Origin of the sequence: Streptomyces sp. NPDC058246 (genome assembly GCF_042881985.1) — a bacterium.
In the GTDB taxonomy this organism is placed as follows: domain Bacteria; phylum Actinomycetota; class Actinomycetes; order Streptomycetales; family Streptomycetaceae; genus Streptomyces.
This window is the reverse complement of record NZ_JBHVWZ010000032.1, coordinates 18142-41041: the sequence shown is the minus strand read 5'-3', so window position 1 is coordinate 41041 and position 22900 is coordinate 18142. Positions and strand designations below refer to the sequence as shown.

Below are 22900 nucleotides of genomic sequence, written 5' to 3'. Positions count from 1 at the left end.
ACTCCACGAAGGAGCCATCGATGCCCACGCCAGAGCCGGCACCTCCGCAGTCGAGCCTGCCGGCGGCCGCTGCCCACTTCGGGGCGCACGTCCTCGCTGAAGCCGCGGCCCGTGCCTGCGATATCAAGGCTGTCACCGGCGGCCCGCCCTGTGCGCCGTCCGTGCCCTCACCGCCTGCGATTTCCGTGCCGACACCGCCGCTCCCCGATGCCCCGACAGCCGTTGGGCCGACACCGATCCCCGACCTGGAACGGATCCTGCACGGCCCCAGCGGCCTGGGCACGGCGGCCCTGCGCCTGATCCCGCGGGAGCAGCTGCCCACGCCTTCGGAGCCGTCGGCAGCTACGGCGCAAGGCAGGACGATCCCGGGCCTCTACTACCACCAGGTGGCTGAGCCCGACCCGGTGCGGGTCGAAGAGGTCAGCCGAAGGATCAAGTCCTGGGCGCTGGACGAGGTCTCCCTGTACCCGGCGGACTGGGAGGAGCAGTTCGACGGCTTCTCCGTGGGCCGCTACATGGTCGGTTGCCATCCGGACGCACCCACCATCGACCACTTGATGATCGCCACACGTCTGATGGTGGCCGAGAACGCGGTGGACGACTGCTACTGCGAGGACCACGGGGGCTCGCCCGTCGGCCTCGGCGAACGCCTTCTGCTGGCGCACACCGCACTCGACCCCGTTTACACGACGGAGGAGTACCAGGCGCAATGGGCGAAGTCGCTCCATGCGGACGCGCCCCGGCGCGCCTACCGCTCCGCCATGGACTACTTCGGCCAAGCAGCCACCTCCTCCCAGACCGACCGATTCCGGCACGACATGGCCCGGCTTCACCTGGGGTATCTCGCCGAAGCCGCCTGGGCCCAGATGGACCACGTACCCGAGGTGTGGGAGTACCTGGCGATGCGCCAGTTCAACAACTTCCGCCCCTGCCCGACCATCACCGACACCGTCGGTGGCTATGAACTGCCGGCGGACCTGCACGCCCAGGCCGCCATGCAGAAAGTCATCGCACTCGCGGGGAACGCGACGACCATCGTCAACGACCTGTACTCGTACACCAAGGAACTCGACGCTCCCGGGCGGCACCTGAACCTGCCCGTCGTGATCGCCGAACGTGAGGGCCTCTCCGACCGGGACGCCTATCTGAAGTCGATCGAGGTCCACAACGACCTCATGCACGACTTCGAGAGCAACGCCGCGGCCCTGGCCGCCGATTGCCCCGTCCCCACCGTGCGGCGCTTCCTGCAAGGCGTGGCCGCCTGGGTCGACGGAAACCACCACTGGCACCAGACCAACACCTATCGCTACAGCCTGCCCGACTTCTGGTAGGAAGAATGGACTCATCTGTGACCAGCACGACCAGTACCGAACTCACCGCCACCGACGCCCCTCTGCTCATCCCCGGCCCGGCGACTCCCTACCAGGGAGACATCGCCCGCTACTGGGACGGGGAGGCCAGGCCCGTGAACCTGCGTCTCGGCGATGTCGACGGTCTCTACCACCACCACTACGGCATCGGGGAAGTCGACCACTCCTCACTCGGCGACGCCGAGGACAGCGAGAGCGAGAAGAAGCTGATCGCCGAGCTCCACCGACTGGAGTCGGCGCAGGCCGATTTCCTCCTGGGGCACCTCGGTGACGTCGGGCGTGACGACACCCTGGTGGACGCCGGCTGCGGGCGCGGCGGGTCGATGGTGATGGCGCACCAACGCTTCGGAAGCAAGGTCGAAGGTGTCACGCTGTCGGCCAAGCAGGCCGAGTTCGCCAACCAGCGTGCCCACGAACTCCGCATCCAGGACCACGTACGCGCCCGCGTCTGCAACATGCTCTCCACGCCCTTCGAGACCGGCCGGATCGCGGCCTCGTGGAACAACGAGTCGAGCATGTACGTCGACCTGCAGGACCTCTTCGCGGAACACTCCCGCATCCTCGAGGTCGGCGGTCGCTACGTGACCATCACCGGCTGCTGGAACCCGCGGTACGGCCAGCCTTCGAAGTGGGTCTCCCAGATCAACGCGCACTTCGAGTGCAACATCCACTCGCGCCGGGAGTACCTGCGTGCCATGGCCGACAATCGCCTCGTGCCGCAGGCCGTCGTCGACCTCACCCCCGCCACTCTGCCCTACTGGGAGCTGCGGGCAACGTCTTCGCTGGTCACGGGAATTGAGGACGCGTTCATCAACTCCTACAAGGACGGGTCCTTCCAGTACCTCCTCATCGCCGCCGACCGAGTCTGACCTTCTGCTGCCGGGGGCCCGTCCCTGGCGGGACGGGCCCCCGGTCAGTAACCACACAGACCGTGCACCACCAGCAGACGAAGAACATCCCCATCCCCTGTCGCGTGGTCTGCGTCAGCCTGTACGTGATTTTCAAGCGGCGGGACTGGCTCCAGGGTCGGGTGGCCTCTCCTCGAGCCGCCCGCACCCTTGCCCACCCCGCCGCCCCCGCCGACCTCGCGGCGCGGACATCGGCCTCGTCGCCGGTCGGCTCCCGCCCTCGTCGCGACCCGGCGGCCGGGCAGGACGGCGAGCACGACCACGGTGTCCGGTACGAAATCAGCCGTCGAAGGATTCGGCTCTCATCTCCGATGCCACGCCCTCGACGATCGAGGTCGCCGCCTGATCCGACACGCCTGCCGCGACCAGCGTGGCGACCGCGGTGCGCGTCCCGTCGTCCTCCCACGTCCCCGTGTTGACGCTCTCCAGCAGGGAGAGGGTCAGGGCTTCCAGGGCGGCGCTCAGCACGGCTGCGGGCAGTTGGTCGTGGAACACGCCCGTACGCTGCCCTCGGTCGAGGATCGCGGTGACCTCGTCGCGGGCCGGGGTGAGAATCTCGGACACCCGGTCCATGCCCAGGTCCTGGCGGGCGAGCGCGAGAAGCAGCCGGTAACGGTCACCGACGGGCCAGATCGACAGGATGAACCGCGCGAACGCACGCTCAGGTGCCTCCTCCGCGTCCGGCATCCGGTCCACAGCCCCGCGCAGCGCCTCGGACGCCTCCTCGGCAAGAGCCTCCAGCAAGGCGGCTCGCCCCGGAAAATGCCCGAAGAGCGTCCGGCGGACCACACCGGCGGCCCGCGCGATCTCCTCGAGGGTCACGTCGGGGTTCCGGCCGAGCTCCTGCCGGGCGGTGGCGAGAATGCGGGCCCGGTTGGAGCGCGAGTTGCGCCGCAGCGGTTCGCGGACGACAGGCTTGGACACGGTGCTCCGCCCCTCGTCGGTCAAGGTCGGACCGGGCGCCGGACGATGTCGCGGGCGTCCTCCGGTGGGACGCCCGGCATGCGCAGCAGCGTCTCGGCCAGGTTCGACGCGGCGTCGTCGCCGTCGAGATCCGGGCGGGCGAACCGCGGCTCCACGAGTGCCGGCAGGGAGCCGCCCAGGGCGGTCAGCGCGGTCGGGGCAGTCAGCGCGGTCAGCGCGACGCTGGGGTCGGCGGTGTCCGCGCGCTCGGCGATGGCATGGATGCTCGTGCCTGTGTCCCCGGTCCAGGCGAGAATCCGCCGGTCCGCGCGAACGAGCGCCTGACGGGTCTCGGCGCGGCGCCGTTCAGAACGGTTGCGGGGCGGGGCTGACGTCGGCATACGGCGGGGCGGGGCTGACGTCGGCATACGCCCGAGTCTAGCAATGGGCCCCGCGACGCCCCAGCTCTGATGAATCGACCAGCTCAACATCAGCTGTGGATACGGATGACGGCGGAGGGTGTGCGGCGGCCTGTCTCCGTTGCCGGACCCGTTCAAGTCTTCGTTCAGAAGCCAGGCTTCCCGGTCCAAGCCCAGGCGCCGGTACGCGTCGGCTGGGAGTGGCGGTCAGGGGCGGAGCGCGTAGCAGCGGATGGTGTCCTGGTCGTCGCTGCGGACTGTCGACCAGCCCGCGGTGAGCAGGGCTTCGTCTTCTTCGGTGATGCCGATGGATCTGCGTTCGGCGGGCAGGCGACCGGCCATCGGGGTGGCGATCCAGGCGACGCCTCCGGGAGCGAGCAGGTGGCGGACGCGGTCGAGGAAGGCTCCCTTGTCCTTGATGAAGGCATAGACGAGCCGGCAGGTGATCAGTACGTATGCCGGATCGGGCAGGGCGCCGAGGTCGTCGGCTTCGAAGTCCAGCCGCTGGAAACGCGGGCCGGCGATGGCGTCTTGAGCGGTCTCCGCCGACGCCAGGGCCGCCGGAGAGCAGTCGATTCCGGTGGTGCGGAAGCCGAGTTCGTGGTGCAGACGGCGGGCGAGTGATCCGTCGCCGCAGCCGATGTCGAGGGCCGGACGGTTTCGTCCCGCGCCGAGCAACTCGCTGATCCGGCCTGTCTCTTCGGGGACGAGGGACCGGTAGCGGCGGCCGGATTCCCAGAGCGGATTCCAGTAGGAGAGCGGGTCTTCGATGGTCATGGGGCCGAGGGCCTTTCCGCGCGGCGGGCGTGCTGTCGATGATGCTCCGCATACCGAGGGGCTGGTACGGCCATCGGGGTGCGGCTACGCACAGTGACGCTTCAGCGGGCGGTGGCTCCGGAGCGCATTTACGTTGGGCGGGCAAGCACCCCCCACCTCAAGGAGGAGCCATGGCCGGCAAAGGCGGCACGGACAAGATGAAGGGCAAGGCCAAGGAGATGACCGGCAAGATCACGGGCGACCGCGAGACCGAGATGCAGGGCAAGGCCGACGAGGCGCGCGGCGAGGCCAAGAAGATACGGGCCAAGGCCGGCGAGCGTGCCAAGGAGACCGGGCGTTCCATCAAGCCCGAACACCGCGCCTGAGCTTGTGTGGCGAGGGGCCCGCGCGAGAGCGAAGGTGCCCCTCGCCACACCCTCGTCCGGACCCGATCTGCGTCCCCGTCCGGACCCGATCTGCGTCCCCGCCCGGACCCGATCTGCGTCCCCGCCCGGACCGGGTCTGCGTCCCCGCCCGGACCGGATCTGTGTTCCGCCCGGGGAGATCCGCCCGTCGCCCGAGCCGGGACTGCGACCACGCGGCCCCTCGTCCCGCAGGGTCCCGCAGGGTCCCGCACACCTGTCACCTGGCATGGGTACGCGCTGCCAGGTGTCGCGGCGCACGTGAGAGATCGTGGATCACGGGTACTCCGTGCGCATGGAACGCTCGGAGAGAGAACCGCAGCTGCCGCCCGCCCGGGGCAGAATTTCGGCTGCGATAGCCGATTTTCTGCGCGGTTCGGGACCGCCCCCCGATGACGGAACGATCGCCGGGGGTTCTCCCTTGGAGGAGGACTGGCAGCTCGGCCTGTATCTCTGTTACGAGTTGCATTACCGAGGTTTCGCGGGCGTCGACGCGGCTCGCGAATGGGACCCCGTCCTGTTGGCGGTCCGCGCATCACTGGAGCAGCCGTTCCTGGAGGCCCTGCGCGAGGGAGCGACAGGGCACGAGCACGCCGACGAGGCGTTGGACGAGCTGCTCGTGGAGCCCGTCGACGGCACCGGCGTCAGCCACTACCTCCAGGACGAGGGCGAGCTCTGGCACCTGCGCGAGTACGCCGCCCAGCGATCGCTGTACCACCTCAAGGAGGCCGACCCGCACGCCTGGGTACTGCCCCGGCTGTGGGGCCGCGCGAAGGCCGGCATGGCGGCCGTGGAGTTCGACGAGTTCGGCGGCGGTCGCGCCGAGCGCGTGCACGCGCGACTGTTCGCCGACCTGATGGCCGACCTCGACCTGGACACCACGTACGGGCACTATGTCGACGTGGCGAGCGCCGAGGCCCTCGCCACCGTGAACCTGATGTCCCTGTTCGGCCTGCACCGCGCGCTGCGCGGAGCCCTGGTCGGCCACTTCGCCACCGTCGAGATCACCTCCTCCCCCGGTTCACGCCGGCTGGCCCGGGCCATGCGCCGCACCGGAGCGGGACCGGCCGCCGAGCACTTCTACGACGAGCACGTCGAGGCCGACGCCGTGCACGAGCAGGTCGTCCGGCGTGAGGTCGTCGCAGGCCTCCTGGAAGAGGAACCCCATCTGAACCGTGACGTCGCCTTCGGGGTGAACGCCACCGGCTATCTCGAAGACCGCCTGGCCGCGCAGCTCCTCGGCGCATGGCGGACCGGCGGGTCATCACTGCGGACGCCCGTCTGACCGGCCCGCCGTCCCCGCCGCCACCGAACAGTTTCTCCGCAGGACAGGTCCCTCCGACCTCCGCGGGAACCGGATACGGATACGGAAACCCCCTGATGACCTCTGTGACTCTTCCCGGCGTCTACGCACCACAGGACGACACCGACCTCCTCCTCCACGCCCTCCTTCAGGAACCCCTACCCCACCGGGCCGCGGTCCTCGACGTCGGTACGGGCACGGGCGCCGTCGCACTGGCCGCGGGGCGGCTCGGCGCGCTCGTGACGGCCGTCGACGTCTCCTGGCGAGCCGTCCTGAACGCGAAGGTCAACGCGGTGTTGGCGCGTATCCCGTTGCGCGTGGTGCACGGCGATCTGCTGGCTCCGGTGGGCGGCCAGTCCTTCGACCTGATCCTCTCGAACCCGCCGTATGTGCCGGCCCCCGCAGCCGCCTGCCCGCGGCGGAGCGCGGCCCGGGCCTGGGACGCCGGGTACGACGGCCGTCTCATCCTGGACCGCATGTGCCGGGAGGCGCCCGCACTGCTCCGCCCGGGCGGCGTACTGCTCCTGGTCCAGTCCGCACTCAGCGGAGCCGAGGAGAGCCTGCGTCAGCTGCGGGCAGCGGGCCTGCGGGCCGACATCGTGGACCGTCGCCACATCGCTTTCGGGCCTGTCCTGCGCTCCCGGTCCGGCTGGCTGCGCAGCCGCGGCCTGACGGCAGGCGACGACGAGAAGGAAGAGCTGGTGATCATCCGTGCCGAACGCCTCAGCTGACCGGCCCCGCCGGATGCCGAACGCCTCAGCGGAACGGCCTCGCCGGATCACGGCGCGGCGCGAAGGCCCGTTGCTCGTCGAGGGCCCGGTCGAAGTCCTCCTGGAGGACGGCACGACCGTGTCGTCGGACCGGTTCTGCGTGGCTCTGTGCACCTGCCGACGCAGCAAGATGTATCCGTGGTGCGACACCAGCCACCGCAAGCACACGACGGCCGCCGGTGTCGACGACCCCGGACCGGGGGCGTCCGGCTCCGGCTGATGGCCGTTTCACCACGACCGGAGCCGGTGACCCCCTCCACCGCGACGCACCACCACCCCCCTCTAGCCGGCCCAGTAAATCCGGGGACGGGGCCAGAGCGGTCGAGCTGACGGACAGCAGCGGCAGTCGAGCTGACGGGACGGCAGCGGCAGTCGAGCTGACGGGACGGCAGCGGCAGTCGAGCTGACGGGACGGCAGCGGCAGCAGCGGGGTCGAGCCGTCGAGCCGGCCGCGGGCATCGAGGCGGTGCCGCCCGCACTGCGCGAACGAGCGGCACCGTCGGCCTGGCCGTCCCGCCGGACCTAGTCCAGCGGAAACGGACCTCACCAGTAGTGGCGACGGCCACCCACGGCGTGACCGACCCCGCCGAGAATCCAGAGGATGAGTCCGATGACCAGCAGGACGATTCCTATCGTCCACAGAATGCCGATTCCCGTGAGGAATCCGACGACCAGGAGAATGATCCCCAGGATGATCATGGTGGCCTCCAGAGCACTAGAACCCCCTCAGCGCCGAGTACCCCCTCGCGAAGGTGTGACACGCGGACGAAATCCTGTGCACGCAGAAGAAAAATCGGTGCCCGCCGGGTGGGGAACAGGGACCCCGGAAGGGGGACAGGGACCCCCCGGGAGGGGAACAGGGACCCCCCTGGGTGGGGAAAAGCCAGAGACCCCGGCGGATTCTCATGCCGGGCCATCCGGCTACTCCGAGGCGCGCGGCCGCGGGATTCTGAGCGTGAAGGCCGTCGAGCCCGGGCGGCTGGTCAGTTCGACGGTGCCGCCGTGGGCGCGGACCAGTGAGCGGGCGACGGCGAGACCGAGCCCGCTGCCGCCGCGGTCGCGGCTGCGGGCCTTGTCGACGCGGTAGAAGCGGTCGAAGACGCGCTCCTGGTCGGCGGCCGGGATGCCGGGCCCCGAGTCGGCGACCCTGACGACCGCCGAGTCGGCCGTGACGGACAGCTCCACGCGCACCCGTGTACCGGCCGGGGTGTGCACGGCGGCGTTGGTGAGCAGGTTGTCGAGGACCTGCCGGATGCGCAGGGGATCCAACCGCAGTCGCACCGGGTCGGAGCCGATCGTCGCCGTCAGTTCGCGGTCCGGGTGCCCCGCGCGGAAGGCGTCCGCCGCCTCGCGCGTCAGCTCCGCGAGGTCCGCGTCCTCCAGCCGCACCGGCGTCTCCACCTCGGCGGCGTCCAGGCGGGCGAGCAGCAGCAGGTCGTCGAGGAGGACGCCCATCCTGGCCGCCTCGGCGCGCAGCCTGGCCAGGTGCTTCTCGCGTTCCTCGGGCGCGTTGGCGGCGGCGTACTGGAAGAGGTCCGCGTAGCCGCGTACCGACATCAGAGGTGTACGCAGCTCGTGCGAGGCGTCGGCGACGAAGCGGCGCAGCCGCTGTTCGGCCTCGGTGCGCACGGCGAGGGAGTCGTCGATGTGTTCCAGCATGGTGTTGAAAGCGGTGCGCAGCTCCTCGACCTCCGGTCCGCCGCTGCCGCCGTCGGCGCGTACCGGCAGCCGCGCGGAGTCGGTGAAGTCGTGCGAGGTGATCCCGCGGGCCGTGTGCGCCATGTCGCTGATCGGCTTCAGGCCGCGCCGCAGCACCGCCCGGCCGAGCACGACGAGCGTCAGCAGGGCGGCCGCGAAGGCGATGACCTGGACCGTGATCAGCTGTCGCATGGTGGCCTGGAGGTTGTTCATGGGGGCGGCGGTGACCAGGACGACGCCGGGCTCGACCTCGCAGGCGCGCAGCTTGTACATGCCCTTGCCAGCGATGTCCGCGGTGCGCAGGATCTCGTCGGAGCCCGCGGGCGGCAGCGCCTCGGCGGTGGCGGCGAGGACGGCGGAGTCGGCCGGCACGTCGGCGGGCTTGCGGAGCACGGCGGTGCCGCCCTTGACGTCGTACACGGCGGTGTACCAGCCGTAGTACGGCTGCCGTTGCACGGTGCTGTGTGCCTGGGCGTCCTTGGACTGGGCGACCTGGACGAGCTTCATCTGCTCGCCCAGCTGCCGCTCCAGGTAGTCCCGCATGTACATCGTGAGGGCCGAGCCGACGAACGCGAACACGACGAGGGACAGCACGCCCATCCCCAGGGCCAGCCGGGTGCCCAGGCGCAGTCTGCGGTGGGTCCCCCACAGGCGGCGGATCACCCGGCGACCTGCCGCACCACGTATCCGACGCCCCGCACGGTGTGGATGAGCGGCGCACCGCCGGCGTCGACGCCGTCGAGCTTGCGGCGCAGTCGGCTGACGACCAGTTCCACCACATTGGAGCGGCCGCCGAAGCCGTACTCCCAGACGTGGTCGAGGATCTGGGCCTTGGTCAGCACGGTGGGCGACTTGCGCATGAGGTAGCGCAGCACCTCGTACTCGGTGGGGGTGAGCGTGAGCGGCCGGTCGCCGCGCCGCACCTCGTGGGTGTCCTCGTCCATCGTCAGGTCCGCCACCCGGAGCACGGACCGCTGGAAGCCGGGTCCGGCGCTGCGGCGCAGCACGGTGCGCAGCCGGGCCATGAGCTCCTCCACCGCGAACGGTTTGACCAGGTAGTCGTCGCCGCCCCGGGTCAGCCCGGCGACCCGGTCGGCGACGCCGTCCCGCGCGGTGAGGAACACCACCGGCACCATCGTCCCGGACTGCCGCAGCCGGTCCAGTACGGCGAACCCGTCGAGCCCCGGCAGCATCAGGTCGAGCACCACGATGTCGGGGTGGAACTCCGCGGCCCGGCGCAGCGCATCCTCGCCGGAGTACGCGGTGACGGCCTCCCAGCCCTCGTAGCGGGCGACCGTCGCCACCAGGTCGGCGATGGGAGGGTCGTCGTCCACGACCAGCAGGCGCACTTTTTCCACCTGCCCATAGTGCGTTACCTGTCTCCCGAGGCCATACCTGCGGTCCTCCGTGATCCACATCGATAAAGACTTGAAAGTTGTCCGACAGGAAAACGACAGCTCCCACCGGGCAGGCTCGGTGTCCCCACCACCGAACGAGGAGTTGCCCTCCGTGACCACGGTCGAACGTGTCCAGCCGCCTCCCACGGTGGTGCGCCCGAAGGTGGTGGCCCGCACCGGTCTCTACGCCCTGCTGGCGACGAACGCGGTCGTGGTGACCGTGTTCTTCGTCCAGGCGGGGTTCGCCTCGAACGCCCTGATCGTGGTGGGCCGGCTGGCCGGGCTGTACGGCGCGCTGCTGATGGCGTTCCAACTGCTGCTGATCGCCCGGCTGCCCTGGCTCGACCGCCGGATCGGCATGGACCGGCTGACCTCCTGGCACCGCTGGGTCGGCTTCGGTCTGCTGTGGACGCTGCTGGGCCACGCGGTCTTCATCATCTTCGGCTACGCGCAGCCGTCCTCGGCGGGGCCGGTGGACGAGCTGGTCGAGCTGGCCACGACGGTCGAGGGCGTGCTGCGGGCGATCGCCGCGCTGACCCTGATCCTCGTGATCGGTGCGGTGTCGGCGCGCTTCGCCCGGCGCCGACTGGCGTACGAGACCTGGCACTTCATCCACCTCTACGCGTACGTGGCGGTGGTGCTGGCGTTCACGCACCAGGTCGCGGCCGGTACGACCTTCACGTCGTCGTCCGCGGCCACCGCCTACTGGTGGGGGCTGTGGGGGATGGCACTCGGCTCGGTGTTCCTGGGGCGCGTGGTGCTTCCGGTGTGGCGGAACCTGCGGCACCAGCTGCGGGTCTCGGCCGTCGTGCCGGAATCCGACCACGTCGTGTCGGTCTACATCACGGGCCGGGATCTGGACCGGCTGCCCGCGCGGGCCGGCCAGTTCTTCCTGTGGCGGTTCCTCACCAAGGACCGCTGGTGGCAGGCCAATCCGTTCTCCCTGTCGGCGGCGCCGGACGGCCGCGGGCTGCGGCTGACCGCCAAGACGGCCGGGGACGGCACCGCGGCGCTGCGCCATCTCCGGGTCGGGACACGGGTGTTCGCCGAGGGCCCGTACGGCGCGTTCACCACGCTCCACCGGACCCGGCCGGACACCCTGCTGATCGCCGGCGGTGTGGGCATCACCCCGATCCGGGCGCTGCTGGAGGAGTTGTACGGCCATGTGGTCCTCATCTACCGGGTGGCCACGGACCGGGACGCCGTACTCCTCGAGGAGCTGCGGGAACTCGCGGACGTCAGGGGCGCCGAGCTGCATCTGGTCACCGGCCCCGCCACGCCCGACAAGCTGGCGCCCCGCGAACTCGCCCGGCTCGTGCCGGACGTGGCCGAGCGGGACGTCTTCGTCTGCGGGCCGCCCGGCATGACCGGAGCCGTCCTGCGCACCCTGCGCGACCTGGGCGTGCCCAAGCAGCAGATACACGCCGAGCGCTTCAGCCTGGCCGGATGAGGCGAGTGAGAGAAACCCCGATGAGGGAAGCGAGAAAACCCCAGTGAAGCGTGCACTGCCCGTCCTGGCCCTGACCGTCGCGGGTCTGATCCCGCTGTGGCGCTACGCGCCGTCGGCCGACACGACGTCGACCACCACGGAGGCCGCCGAGCCCACCCCGGCTCCCTCGTCGTCGGCCGCGTCTCCTTCCGCCGCGTCGTCCTCGGCCTCCCAGGTCGTCCAGGGCAGCACCGTCAGCACCTCGAAGGGCCCCGTGCAGGTGGAGGTGACCTTCGAGGGCGACAGGATCAGCTCCGTCCGCATGCTCCAGCAGCCGAACCACCCGCAGACCGCGGCCGCCGTACCGAAGCTGATCAAGGAGACGCTCCAGGCGCAGAGTGCCGACATCGACACGGTGTCCGGCGCCACGATCACCAGCGAGGGATACGCCACCTCGCTCCAGGCCGCCCTCGACGCGAAGGGCGCGTGAGGTGCGCCGCGTCGAACACGTCATGGGGTTCCCGGTCTCGCTGCGGATCGACGACGAGGATGCCGTCGCGGCGGCCGCGGACCCGGTGTTCGCGTGGCTGCGCGAGGTCGACGCCCGGTTCAGTCCCTTCCGCGCGGACAGCGAGGTGTCCCGCCTGGACCGGGGCGAGCTGAGGGCCGATGAGCTCAGCCCCGAGCTGGTCGAAGTCCTGGATCTGTGCGAGGAGTACCGGGTCGCGAGCCGCGGCGCCTTCGACGTACGGCTGCCCGGCCGCGGTCTCGACCCCTGCGCGATGGTGAAGGGCTGGGCGGTGCAGCGGGCGGCGGAGCTGCTGGCGGCGCGGGGGGCGAGGAGGTTCTGCCTTAACGCCGGTGGCGATGTGGTGACGTACGGCGGCCCCTGGCGGGTGGGAGTGCGGCATCCCGAACGGGCCGACCGGCTGTGCACGGTGGTGGAGGTCACCGACGGCGCGGTGGCGACCTCCGCGCGGTACGAGCGGGGCGATCACATCCTCGACGGGCGCACCGGCCGTCCGGCGACCGGGCTGCTCAGCGTCACGGTCGTGGCGCCGTCGCTGACCGAGGCGGACGCGACGGCGACGGCGGCGTTCGCCCTGGGCGCGGAAGGCGTCGACTGGGCCGCCGCGCGGGAGGGCTGTGAGGTGTTCGCCGTCGACGCCGAGCGCGAGGTGCTGCGTACCGCCGGTTTCCCCGTCGCCTGCTGAGCACCGCGGTTCGGGCGGCCCGCGACCGCCGTACGCGTCCCGGCTCCGCCTCCGACTCCGCCTCCGCCTCCGCCTCCGCCTCCGCCTCCGCCTCCGCCTCCGCCTCCGCCGGGCGGAACCGCCTTTCGTACAAGGAGTTACGAGGAGTTACGAGGATGACGTGGCCCTACGAGGTGGTGGGTGCCGCTCACCCCATGTGCACCGCCCACTGCATCCACAGCGGGAGCAGGAAAAGGGCCGCGACCGAGCTCTTGATCACGAGGGACGCCGACATGTCGACGCCGACGTCGTAGCGCTGGGCGAAGATGAACAGGTTCTGCGGGGCCGGCATCGCGGCGATGAGCACGAGGTACTTCAGCCAGTCGCCGTCGACGCCGAAGACGCCGGCGCAGACCGCCCAGGTCATCAGAGGAAAGACCACGCACTTGAAGGCTATGAGCCCGATCTCCTCCCGGGTGGTGCCCCGCACGGTGAGTCCGCTGCCGCCCAGGTGCAGCCCGAGGGCGAACAGCGCGACAGGGGACGCGCTGTCACCGACGAACGAGAAGCCGTCCAACACCGCCTTCGGCACATGCAGCGACAGCAGATTGAGCAGGATGCCCGCGTTGCAGGCGAGGACGAGCGGCGTGCCGAGGGAGGCCCCGACGGCGCGCAGCAGCAGCCGGGGGCCCGTCCCCGGGCCGGCGTCGCGTTCGGGCCGGCCCAGCTCCATGATCGAGATGATGACCAGGGTCAGCACGCAGACCTGGAACAGCAGCACCGGGAAGATCGGGGCGGCGTTCCCGAAGAGCGTGATGAACACCGGTACGGCGAAGTAGGCCGTGTTCACCTGGACCCCGGCCATGATGCGCAGCGCCACGCCCCGGGGATCGCGTACGCCGCCCAGGCCCGCGAGGACTCCGATCGTGAGCACCGCGAGCGCGGCCGTGGTCGCGTACGCCAGGATGGCGCGCCAGTCGAAGAGGGCGCCCAGGTCGCTGCTGTAGATGTTGCCGAAGAGGTAACAGGGGACCGCGAAGAGGAACGCGTAGTCGGCGAAGGCCCGCGAGCTGTCCGCGGGCACGACCTTGCGGCGCGCGAGCAGGACTCCGCAGCCGAAGGCCATGACGACCGGTACGAGTTTCTCCAGTGCGGTCAGTGCCCCCATGGACGTACAGCCTCCCCGGCGTCAGTGAGGGCACGGTATCCGGTGATCAGCTTCCGGATCACGGAGTTTCCGCCCCCGGCCGGTGGCCCCGGCCTGCCACGACACCCCAGCCGTGATCCGTGCCCGTTTCGGTGCGTCCAGCGGGCGGCCCGAGAAGGGACAGAAGAGATGCGGGGGTGCAGGGCTTGACGTGAGAGCAGGCGAACCGGGAACCAGCGGGGTGCATACATGACGTCAACTTCCAACGTCGTCCACCAGTACGCGCTGCTGCGCGAGCAGATCACCGGGCGCCTCGCGCCGGAAACGGACGGCGTCCCCACTTCCCGCACGCCGTCCGGCGGCACCGCATGCTGGAGCAGATCCGGGACGCGGCACGGACCGGCCGGAAGGTCACGCTCTGATAGCAGGACCTGTAAGAGCCCACCGTCGCGCTCACCGGTCACCTGCGGAGCCGGAGGTGGGGCCGGGGCGATTCCCGCAGCACGAGGGGCTATAAACTCAGCGTATACACCGCATGTATAGTCGCCGCATGCCTTCTCTGACCACGAAGACGAAAAGACCGGGTGCCAGGTTCCGTACGGTGACGACCGCGTTGTCCGCCGTCGTCGCGCTGGCCCTGGCGCTGACGGGGTGCACGACCGTCCCCACCACCGCGCCGAGCGCCGTCCGCGCGCAGCCCGCGGCCGATGGGCAGGGCCGCTTCGGGACGGTGGACTGCCGGAAGGCCAAGTGCATCGCGTTGACCTTCGACGCCGGCCCGAGCGAGCACTCGGCCCGGTTGCTCGACATCCTCAAGGAGAAGCAGGTCCCGGCGACGTTCTTCCTGCTCGGCAAGCGGCACATCGCGAAGTACCCCGAGCTGGTCAAGCGGATGGCCGACGAGGGACACGAGGTGGCGAGCCACACGTGGGACCACAAGATCCTGACCCGGATCAAGCCGGAGCAGATACGCGAGGAGCTGCGGAAGACCAACGACGCGATAGACAAGCTCACCGGGCACAGGCCGACCCTGATGCGGCCGCCGCAGGGGCGGACGAACGACACGGTGCACAGGATCAGCCGCGAAATGGGACTCTCCGAGGTCCTGTGGAGCGTGACCGCCAAGGACTACAGGACGAGCGACCCGAAGCTGATCCACAAGCGCGTGCTGCAGCAGTCGTCCCGGGACGGGATCATCCTGCTGCACGACATCTACCCGGGCACCGTGCCCGCCGTGCCCGGGATCATCGACGCCCTCAAGGAACGGGGGTACGTGTTCGTGACGGTGCCGCAGCTACTGGCGCCGGGGAAGGCCGAGCCGGGGACCGTGTACCGGCCTTGACGGGTCCCTCGCCCTCGCCCTCACGGCGGGGTGTCAAGCGAGCCGTACCCCTCTCATCTTCGGGCCGACTGCCTACGATCACCCCGTGGTCCTTTTCCTGCTGGAGCGCGTGACTCCCCATCCCGTCGACCAGAGCTGGCGGCGCCTCACCGACTGGCCCCGGCACGCGGACGTCGTACCGCTGACCCGCGTCACCGTGCGCACGCCCCCGCCGACGCGGCAGGGCACGGTGTTCGTGGCGCGCTCGGGGGTGGGGCCCGTCGCGTTCGACGACCCGATGGAGGTGGCGGCCTGGCAGCCGCCGGAGGTCGGGGGCCCGGGGAAGTGCCGGCTGGTCAAACACGGCAGGTCCGTGACGGGTTGGACCGAGATCGAGGTGCACCCGGCGGCCGGCGGGGGCTCGCGGGTGGTCTGGCGGGAGGACCTGAGCGTGCGGTGGCTGCCCGGGATCGCCGATCGACCGCTGGGGTGGGCCGCGCGGTGGATGTTCGGGAGGGCGATGGACGGGCTGCTGCGGCGGGGGTGAGGGCGTGCGGCGGTCTGCGTCGCGACTCCCGGCGCCTCTGTCGCCCCTCGACCCTCCAGCCTTCCATTCCTCCAGCGCTCCAGCCCTCCAGCCCTCCAGCCCTCCAGCCCTCCAGCCCTCCAGCCCTCCAGCCCTCCAGCCCTCCAGCTTCAGCCTCCGGCCGCCATCCCGCGTACCCCAGCTCTCAGCCCTCAGCCCCCATCCCGCGTACCCCAGCCTTCAGCCCTCCGCCCCCGGCGCCCGGCGCCCGGCCCCCAACCCGCATACCCCAGCCCCAGCCCCAGCCCCCGCCCCAGCACTCGCCCCCGCCCTCGCCCCCGGCCGCAGCCGCCGATCGCCGGCCGCTACGGGCGTCAGGCCCCTCCGAAGATCGGTGGCTGGGCGAACCGCACGAGCTCCAGGGCCTGTTCGGGGAACCAGTCCCCGGCTGCCGGGTCGATCATGCCGCGCTCGGGATCCTCGGGTCCCGGCGTACCGCGCAGGCACAGCCCGTCCGACTCGCCGGGTGTCTTGATCCACAGTCGGGCGTCCTGCAGGGGGTCGCCGGTGCGCAGCGTGGGGCGGGCGCCGAGGCCCCGGTTCGGTGGGTTGCACCAGTCCTGCGGATCCGGATAGGTGGCGGCGGGTGGCGTCCACGGGCCCTGGCCGTTGCGGCTGGAGTCGGTGACGAAGTGCTTCATCCGGGACGGGGGCGTGTGCACATGCGCGTCGAGCCAGGCCTGCGCATCGGCCCGCGGCCACCACTGGTGGGGGCACTCGGCGACGTCGCCGCCCCCGTCGACGTACGCCAGACACGACGAAATCAGCTTCCCGTACCAGGAGTTGGCGTCGTCGGTGTTGTAGTTCGAGGCGTTGGTGTAGAAGCCGGAGGCGTGCGCGACGCCGCCCTTGATCAGGCGCGGCACGATGGAGTTGACGGTGTGCCAGCCCGGGTGCCCGGTGTCGAGATAGACCCGCGTCCCGGCCAGGGGCTCCAGCTTGTCCACCGCGTAGTTGACCTCCAGGTACCGCGCGGCGGTCTTGGTGCCCTGCGCGTCGTCCTGGCCGCAGTCGGAGGGCAGTAGCGCGAGGGCATCGGGTTCGAGGGTGACGATCGCGGCGCGGCCCCCTATCCCCCGCGCCACCGCGTCGATCCACTGCTTGTACTCCGCCGTGTCGGCCGCGCCGCCCGCGGAGTAGTTGGAGCAGTCGCGGCCGGGGATGTTGTAGAGCGCGAGCACCGGGATCGCGTCAGCGCGGTCCGCGTCGCGGACCACACCCCGGATCAGCCGCTCCACCTGGGCCGGGGACTGGTCGCCGAACCAGACGGCCTGCGGGGTGTTCACCATGGCCAGGACGCCCGCCGCGTCGAGGAATCGGCCGGCGTGGGCGAGGTCGATCGCCTGCTGGTACGCCTTCGGGTTGGCGTCGGGCACGTAGAGGGCGGGGCCGTGATCGATGGTGTCGGCGGCCCGTGCGGGTGGGATGCCGAAGAGGGCCGTCAGCCCGACGCAGAGAGCGGCAAGCCATGTCGAAGCACGTCTCATCTGGGTTCACTCCTGGGTCGCAACGGTCACCGGGGACTTGCGGGAGCGCTCCCACAGGAGACTCGCCGAGGGTCATGCCCGCGTCAATACATCCGGCACGGGGTTCGTGCGACACCCGCGCCACAAGGTTCGTCACAGCACGCGGCACAAGGTCCGTGCGACACCCGCGCCACGCGGTCCGACACAGCACGCGGCACAAGGTCCGTGCGACACCCGCGCCACGCGGTCCGACACAGCACGCAGCCCACGCCCTGCTCGCTACCTGCGGCACAAGATCCGACCCAGCACACGACCCACGCTCCGTGCGACCCCCGCGGCACGGGGTTCCTTCACGCCCGCGACACACGGCGACGGCGACGGCGACGGCGACGGCGGCATGCGAAAGGGCGCCCGCCACGGTCAGTGGCAGGCGCCCTCTCGCATGAACCGGTCAGGCCACCGACCCGATCCGCCCCGCCGGCACCGACTCCCCGTCGTGGTGGATCGGGGTGTGCGCGCCCGTGAGCGAAACGCCGCTGCCGCCGCGCCGGTGGGCGACGATCTCCGAGGCGATGGACAGGGCCGTCTCCTCCGGTGTACGGGCACCGAGGTCGAGTCCGATCGGGGACCTGAGCCGCGCCAACTCCATCTCGGTCACGCCGACTTCGCGCAGCCGCTCGTTCCGGTCGAGGTGCGTGCGGCGGGAGCCCATCGCGCCGACGTACGCGACCGGCAGTCGCAGTGCGAGCTGAAGCAGGGGGACGTCGAATTTGGCGTCGTGGGTGAGGACGCACAGCACTGTTCGGGAGTCGACCTCGGTGCGGTCCAGGTACGTGTGGGGCCACTCGACGACGATCTCGTCGGCCTCGGGGAAGCGGGTGGCGGTCGCGAAGACCGGGCGGGCGTCGCAGACCGTGACGCGGTAGCCGAGGAACTTGCCGATACGGACCAGCGCCGACGCGAAGTCGATCGCGCCGAAGACGATCATGCGGGGCGGCGGGACCGAGGACTCCACCAGCACCGTGAGCGGTGCTCCGCAACGAGAGCCCTGCACTCCTATCTCCAGGGTGCCGGTGCGCCCCGCGTCCAGGAAGGCCGCCGCTTCGCCGACCACCGTGCGGTCCAGTTCCGGGTGGGCGCCGAACCCGCCCTCGTACGAGCCGTCGGGGCGTACGACGAGAGCGCGGCCCATCAGCTCGGCCGGTCCCGACACGATCCGCGCGACCGCCGCCGCCTCCCCTGTCGCGGCGGCGGCCAGCGCGGTCGTGAGCACCGGCCGGGCCGGGTCGCCTGAGCGGACCGGGGTGACCAGGATGTCGATGATGCCGCCGCAGGTGAGGCCGACGGCGAAGGCGTCCTCGTCGCTGTAGCCGAAGCGTTCGAGGACCGTTTCGCCGTCCTCCAGAGCCTGTTGGCACAGTTCGTAGACGGCGCCCTCCACGCAACCGCCGGAGACCGAGCCGATCGCCGTGCCGTGGGAGTCGACGGCGAGGGCCGCGCCCGGCTGGCGGGGTGCGCTGCCGCCGACGGCCACCACGGTGGCGACGGCGAAGTCGCGTCCCTGCTCGACCCACCGGTGCAGCTCTTCGGCGATGTCCAGCATGTCTGGGTCTCCTTAACAGCGGTTGCGTGGCGGGCGGGCCCGGTGCGACCACCGGGCCCGGGGCGTCAGTGGACGCCCATCCAGCTCTCTATCGGGTTCAGGGCGAAGTAGACGAGGAAGATCGTCGTCAGGCCCCACATGAACGCCCCGATCTCCCGGGCCTTGCCCTGGGCGATCTTGATGGCGACGTAACTGATGACTCCGGCCGCGACGCCCGCGGTGATGGAGTACGTGAACGGCATGATCACCACGGTCAGGAAGACCGGGATCGCGGTGGCGCGGTCGGCCCAGTCCACATGGCGGGCGTTCATCATCATCATGGCGCCGATGACGACCAGCGCCGCTGCCGCGACCTCGCCGGGGACGATCGCCGTCAGCGGGGTGAAGAAGAGGCACGCCGCGAAGAACAGGCCGGTGACGACCGAGGAGAGGCCCGTACGGGCACCCTCGCCGACGCCGGTCGCCGACTCGACGAAGACGGTCTGGCCGGACGCGCCGGCGACACCGCCGACCGCACCGCCCGCGCCGTCGATGAACAGCGCCTTCGACAGGCCCGGCATCCGGCCCTGCGCGTCGGCCAGTTTGGCCTCCGTGCCGACGCCGATGATGGTGGCCATCGCGTCGAAGAACCCGGCGAGCACGAGGGTGAAGACGATCATGCCGACCGTCATCGCGCCGACCTTGCCCCAGCCGCCGAACTCGACGTTGCCGAAGAGTGAGAAGTCCGGCATCGAGACCGCGCTGCCGTGCAGCTCGGGGGCGCCGCTGGCCCACTGCTTGGGGTCGATGACGCCGAGCCCGTTGAGGACGACGGCCACCACCGTGCCGGAGAGGATGCCGATGAGGATGGCACCGGGGATGCCACGCGCCTGGAGCATGAAGATCAGGAGCAGGGTCGCCGCGAAGAGCAGCACCGGCCAGCCGGCGAGTTCACCGGTCGGACCGAGGGTGACCGGGGTCGACTTGCCCTGGTGGACGAAGCCGGCCTTCACCAGGCCGATCAGCGCGACGAACAGGCCGATGCCCATGGTGATCGCGTGCTTGAGCGCCAGCGGAATCGCGTTCATGATCATCTCGCGCAGCCCGGTGACGACCAGGAGCATGATCACGACGCCGTACATCACACACATGCCCATGGCCTGCGGCCAGGTCATCTGCGGAGCTACTTGGGAGGAGAGCACACCGGAGACGGAGAGTCCGGCGGCGAGAGCGAGCGGCACCTTGCCGACGAAGCCCATGAGAAGCGTGGTGAAGGCCGCCGCGAACGCGGTCGCGGTGATCAGGGCCTTCTGGCCGAGCGTGTCCCCCGCCGCGTCCTTGCCGGACAGGATGAGGGGGTTGAGCAGCAGGATGTACGCCATCGCCATGAAGGTCGTGACGCCGCCGCGCACCTCAGTCGCGATCGTGCTTCCCCGCTGGGATATGTGAAAGTACCGGTCGAGCCAAGACCGTCCGGCCGGGACACGGCTACCCGTGCCCGCGTCCTCCGCGGCGGTCTTCGGCTCCAGTGACTGCTGGGTCATGTGGGCCTACTCCCAAGGTTCAAAGGGACACCCGCGTCAGCCGCCCTGACGGCTGGTCGACCACGAGTGTGGCTGCGGGATTTGGGAAGGTGCTTCGGCCGCACGACCCGGGGGACGGCCCGAGACGAACGATGGGTACTGCTGCTGGTATTGCTGGGTTCTGCCTGGTCCTGCTTGGCCCTGCTGTCCTGCTGATGTGTTCAAGTTCCGCGAGCGGTGCGGTGCTTGAGTACTCCGGGCGGCGCGGCGAAGTGTGACGTTCCCTGCGCCGCCCGGAGAGCCTTGCCCGGTAGGCCTTACGCGGTGCCCGTGAGGTGCTCCGGGCGTACCGGTGTGCGGTTGAGCTCCAGACCCGTCGCGTTCCGGATCGCCGCGAGGACGGCCGGGGTGGACGACAGGGTCGGGGCCTCGCCGATGCCACGGAGCCCGTACGGGGCGTGGTCGTCGGCGAGTTCGAGCACGTCGACGGGGATGGTCGGCGTGTCGAGGATGGTGGGGATCAGGTAGTCCGTGAAGGAGGGGTTCCTGACCTTGGCCGTCTTGGGGTCGACGATGATCTCCTCCATGACCGCCACGCCCAGGCCCTGGGTGGTGCCGCCCTGGATCTGGCCGATGACGGACAGCGGGTTGAGCGCCTTGCCGACGTCCTGGGCGCAGGCCAGTTCGATGACCTTGACCAGGCCGAGCTCGGTGTCCACCTCGACCACCGCGCGGTGCGCGGCGAAGGTGTACTGGACGTGGCCGAAGCCCTGGCCGGTACGCAGGTCGAAGGGCTCGGTCGGACGGTGCCGCCACTCGGCCTCGATCTCGACGACCTCGCCGTCGAGTACGTCCACCAGGTCGGCGAGGACCTCGCCGCCGTCGGTGACGACCTTGCCGCCCTCCAGGAGCAGTTCGGCGGTGGCCCAAGCCGGGTGGTACGTACCGAACTTGCGCCGGCCGATCTCCAGGACCTTCTCGCGCACCAGCTCGCAGGAGTTCTTGACGGCGCCACCGGTGACGTACGTCTGACGCGACGCGGACGTCGAACCGGCGCTGCCCACCTGCGTGTCCGCCGGGTGGATCGTCACCTGGGTGACGCCCAGCTCGGTGCGGGCGATCTGCGCGTGGACGGTGACACCGCCCTGGCCGACCTCCGCCATCGCGGTGTGCACGGTGGCGACGGGCTCGTCGCCCACGACCTCCATGCGGACCTTGGCGGTCGAGTAGTCGTCGAAGCCCTCGGAGAAGCCGACGTTCTTGATGCCGACCGCGTAGCCCACACCACGTACGACGCTTTCACCGTGCGTGGTGTTGGACAGGCCGCCCGGCAGCTGCCGTACGTCGGCCTGCTCGCCGGCCGCGAGCCACTGCTGCTCCGGCGGCAGCGGCATCGCCTTGACGCGGCGCAGGAGTTCGGCGACCGGGGCGGGCGAGTCGACGGGCTGGCCCGTCGGCATGATGGTCCCCTGTTCCATCGCGTTGAGCTGACGGAACGCGACCCGGTCCATGCCCACCTTGTCGGCGAGCTTGTCCATCTGCGCCTCGTACGCGAAGCACGCCTGGACCGCGCCGAAGCCGCGCATGGCGCCGCAGGGCGGGTTGTTGGTGTAGAGGGCGACGGCCTCGATGTCGACGTTGTCGATGACGTACGGGCCGGCGCCCAGCGAGGAGGCGTTGCCGACGACCGCCGGGGAGGCCGACGCGTAGGCGCCGCCGTCCAGGACGATGCGCGCCTTCAGGTGCGTGAGCTTGCCCTCCTTGGTCGCCCCGTGCTCGTAGTAGAGCTTCGCGGGGTGGCGGTGGACGTGCCCGAAGAAGGACTCGAAGCGGTTGTAGACGATCTTCACCGGCTTGCCGGTGCGCAGCGCCAGCAGGCAGGCGTGGATCTGCATCGACAGGTCCTCGCGGCCGCCGAACGCGCCGCCGACGCCGGAGAGCGTCATCCGGACCTTGTCCTCGGGCAGACCGAGCACCGGGGCGATCTGCTTGAGGTCGGAGTGCAGCCACTGGGTGGCGATGTAGAGCTCGACGCCGCCGTCCTCGGACGGCACGGCGAGGCCGGACTCCGGGCCGAGGAAGGCCTGGTCCTGCATGCCGAAGGTGTACTCGCCCTTGACGATGAAGTCGGCCTTCTTGGCGGCTTCCTCGACGTTGCCGCGGATGATCGGCTGGCGGTGCACGATGTTCGGGTGCGGGACATGGCCGATGTGGTGGTCGTCGCGACCCTCGTGGATCAGGATCGCGTCGGGCGCGGTCGCGGACGCCTCGTCCGTGATGACCGGCAGCTCCTTGTACTCCACCTTGATCTTGGCGGCGGCGCGGCGCGCGGTCTCCGGGTGGTCGGCGGCGACGATCGCGACCGGCTCACCGTGGTGGCGGACCTTGCCGTTCGCGAGGACCGGGGTGTCCTGGATCTCCAGGCCGTAGTTCTTCACGTCGGTGGGCAGGTCGTCGTACGTCATGACGGCGTAGACGCCCGGCGTCTTGAGGGCCTCACTCGTGTCGATGGACACGATCTCGGCGTGCGCGACGGTGGAGCGCAGGATCTGGCCCCACAGCATGTCCTCGTGCCACATGTCGGACGAGTACGCGAACTCGCCGGTGACCTTGAGGGTGCCGTCCGGGCGCAGCGTGGACTCGCCGATGCCGCCCTTGGACTTGGTGCCCTGCGTGATTTTGGTGGGCGTACCCGTGGTTCCCATGG

At 70.5% G+C, this 22900-nt stretch carries 22 protein-coding genes; 11 read left to right on the top strand and 11 right to left on the bottom strand.

Annotated features, from left to right (window positions below; translation table 11 throughout):
* The first annotated feature begins 20 nt into the window (after positions 1-20).
* Together ACFVXA_RS33045 and ACFVXA_RS33040 are read left to right on the top strand one after the other, a co-directional pair.
* On the top strand, positions 21-1331 hold the full coding sequence (locus ACFVXA_RS33045) for a family 2 encapsulin nanocompartment cargo protein terpene cyclase (protein ID WP_362017595.1): 1311 nt from the start codon (positions 21-23) through the stop codon (positions 1329-1331).
* Positions 1332-1336: 5 nt separating this feature from the next.
* Positions 1337-2239 (top strand): geranyl diphosphate 2-C-methyltransferase, encoded by a 903-nt coding sequence (locus ACFVXA_RS33040; RefSeq protein WP_383741402.1) that lies wholly within the window; start codon positions 1337-1339, stop codon positions 2237-2239.
* A 318-nt stretch (positions 2240-2557) separates the two neighbouring features.
* On the opposite strand, the gene ACFVXA_RS33035 is transcribed toward ACFVXA_RS33040, so the two are convergent.
* The 3 genes from ACFVXA_RS33035 to ACFVXA_RS33025 form a co-directional block, all read right to left on the bottom strand.
* Positions 2558-3202 carry a helix-turn-helix domain-containing protein gene (locus ACFVXA_RS33035; RefSeq protein ID WP_362017593.1) on the bottom strand — a complete coding sequence of 215 codons (645 nt, stop codon included), beginning with the start codon at positions 3200-3202 and terminating at the stop codon, positions 2558-2560.
* Between the two features lie 20 nt (positions 3203-3222).
* The gene (locus ACFVXA_RS33030; protein WP_384025711.1) at positions 3223-3609 is read right to left on the bottom strand and encodes a hypothetical protein; all 387 of its coding nucleotides are present in this window, start codon (positions 3607-3609) and stop codon (positions 3223-3225) included.
* A gap of 198 nt (positions 3610-3807) precedes the next feature.
* Positions 3808-4377, bottom strand: coding sequence for a class I SAM-dependent methyltransferase (locus tag ACFVXA_RS33025; RefSeq protein ID WP_362017592.1), 570 nt, complete (start codon positions 4375-4377; stop codon positions 3808-3810).
* A gap of 170 nt (positions 4378-4547) precedes the next feature.
* Between ACFVXA_RS33025 and ACFVXA_RS33020 the strand changes: the two genes are divergently transcribed.
* From ACFVXA_RS33020 to ACFVXA_RS33005, 4 genes are all read left to right on the top strand, one after another.
* Complete coding sequence (locus ACFVXA_RS33020) at positions 4548-4742, top strand: CsbD family protein (protein ID WP_362017591.1); 195 nt, start codon at positions 4548-4550, stop codon at positions 4740-4742.
* Between the two features lie 331 nt (positions 4743-5073).
* A complete protein-coding gene (locus ACFVXA_RS33015; protein WP_383901224.1) occupies positions 5074-6063 on the top strand; it encodes an iron-containing redox enzyme family protein in 990 nt (329 codons plus the stop codon).
* Between the two features lie 95 nt (positions 6064-6158).
* Positions 6159-6812, top strand: coding sequence for a HemK2/MTQ2 family protein methyltransferase (locus tag ACFVXA_RS33010; RefSeq protein ID WP_390028105.1), 654 nt, complete (start codon positions 6159-6161; stop codon positions 6810-6812).
* A gap of 13 nt (positions 6813-6825) precedes the next feature.
* Complete coding sequence (locus tag ACFVXA_RS33005; protein ID WP_362017588.1) at positions 6826-7071, top strand: CDGSH iron-sulfur domain-containing protein; 246 nt, start codon at positions 6826-6828, stop codon at positions 7069-7071.
* A 323-nt stretch (positions 7072-7394) separates the two neighbouring features.
* Here the strand turns inward: ACFVXA_RS33005 and ACFVXA_RS33000 are convergent, their stop codons facing one another.
* The 3 genes from ACFVXA_RS33000 to ACFVXA_RS32990 all read right to left on the bottom strand — a co-directional run bounded on the left by ACFVXA_RS33000 (position 7395) and on the right by ACFVXA_RS32990 (position 9967).
* Positions 7395-7550 (bottom strand): DUF6131 family protein, encoded by a 156-nt coding sequence (locus ACFVXA_RS33000; protein WP_362017587.1) that lies wholly within the window; start codon positions 7548-7550, stop codon positions 7395-7397.
* 222 nt (positions 7551-7772) lie between these two features.
* On the bottom strand, positions 7773-9212 hold the full coding sequence (locus ACFVXA_RS32995; RefSeq protein ID WP_383741389.1) for an ATP-binding protein: 1440 nt from the start codon (positions 9210-9212) through the stop codon (positions 7773-7775).
* Positions 9209-9967 (bottom strand): response regulator transcription factor, encoded by a 759-nt coding sequence (locus ACFVXA_RS32990; protein WP_383741386.1) that lies wholly within the window; start codon positions 9965-9967, stop codon positions 9209-9211. Before ACFVXA_RS32990 ends, ACFVXA_RS32995 begins: the two co-directional genes overlap by 4 nt.
* 91 nt (positions 9968-10058) lie before the next feature.
* Between ACFVXA_RS32990 and ACFVXA_RS32985 the strand changes: the two genes are divergently transcribed.
* Genes ACFVXA_RS32985 through ACFVXA_RS32975 form a run of 3 tightly spaced genes read left to right on the top strand, consistent with a single transcriptional unit; the run spans position 10059 to position 12589 of the window.
* Complete coding sequence (locus tag ACFVXA_RS32985) at positions 10059-11396, top strand: ferric reductase-like transmembrane domain-containing protein (protein WP_390028104.1); 1338 nt, start codon at positions 10059-10061, stop codon at positions 11394-11396.
* Positions 11397-11439: 43 nt separating this feature from the next.
* Entirely contained in the window at positions 11440-11865 is a 426-nt protein-coding gene (locus ACFVXA_RS32980; protein WP_383901219.1) for an FMN-binding protein, read from the top strand.
* Position 11866: 1 nt separating this feature from the next.
* A complete protein-coding gene (locus ACFVXA_RS32975) occupies positions 11867-12589 on the top strand; it encodes an FAD:protein FMN transferase (RefSeq protein WP_362017582.1) in 723 nt (240 codons plus the stop codon).
* Positions 12590-12776: 187 nt separating this feature from the next.
* Here the strand turns inward: ACFVXA_RS32975 and ACFVXA_RS32970 are convergent, their stop codons facing one another.
* Positions 12777-13736 (bottom strand): AEC family transporter, encoded by a 960-nt coding sequence (locus ACFVXA_RS32970; protein ID WP_383741376.1) that lies wholly within the window; start codon positions 13734-13736, stop codon positions 12777-12779.
* A gap of 529 nt (positions 13737-14265) precedes the next feature.
* Between ACFVXA_RS32970 and ACFVXA_RS32965 the strand changes: the two genes are divergently transcribed.
* Both ACFVXA_RS32965 and ACFVXA_RS32960 read left to right on the top strand, forming a co-directional pair.
* Positions 14266-15057, top strand: a complete 792-nt coding sequence (locus ACFVXA_RS32965) for a polysaccharide deacetylase family protein (RefSeq protein ID WP_390028103.1) — start codon at positions 14266-14268, stop codon at positions 15055-15057.
* A gap of 85 nt (positions 15058-15142) precedes the next feature.
* On the top strand, positions 15143-15583 hold the full coding sequence (locus ACFVXA_RS32960; RefSeq protein ID WP_390028102.1) for an SRPBCC family protein: 441 nt from the start codon (positions 15143-15145) through the stop codon (positions 15581-15583).
* Positions 15584-15936: 353 nt separating this feature from the next.
* Here the strand turns inward: ACFVXA_RS32960 and ACFVXA_RS32955 are convergent, their stop codons facing one another.
* The 4 genes from ACFVXA_RS32955 to ACFVXA_RS32940 form a co-directional block, all read right to left on the bottom strand.
* Positions 15937-17109 carry a glycoside hydrolase family 6 protein gene (locus tag ACFVXA_RS32955; protein WP_384025695.1) on the bottom strand — a complete coding sequence of 391 codons (1173 nt, stop codon included), beginning with the start codon at positions 17107-17109 and terminating at the stop codon, positions 15937-15939.
* Positions 17110-17539: 430 nt separating this feature from the next.
* A complete protein-coding gene (locus ACFVXA_RS32950; RefSeq protein WP_389757387.1) occupies positions 17540-18691 on the bottom strand; it encodes an XdhC family protein in 1152 nt (383 codons plus the stop codon).
* Between the two features lie 65 nt (positions 18692-18756).
* A complete protein-coding gene (locus ACFVXA_RS32945; protein WP_362017576.1) occupies positions 18757-20214 on the bottom strand; it encodes an NCS2 family permease in 1458 nt (485 codons plus the stop codon).
* A gap of 296 nt (positions 20215-20510) precedes the next feature.
* Entirely contained in the window at positions 20511-22898 is a 2388-nt protein-coding gene (locus ACFVXA_RS32940; RefSeq protein ID WP_362017575.1) for a molybdopterin cofactor-binding domain-containing protein, read from the bottom strand.
* Between the last annotated feature and the right edge of the window lie 2 nt (positions 22899-22900).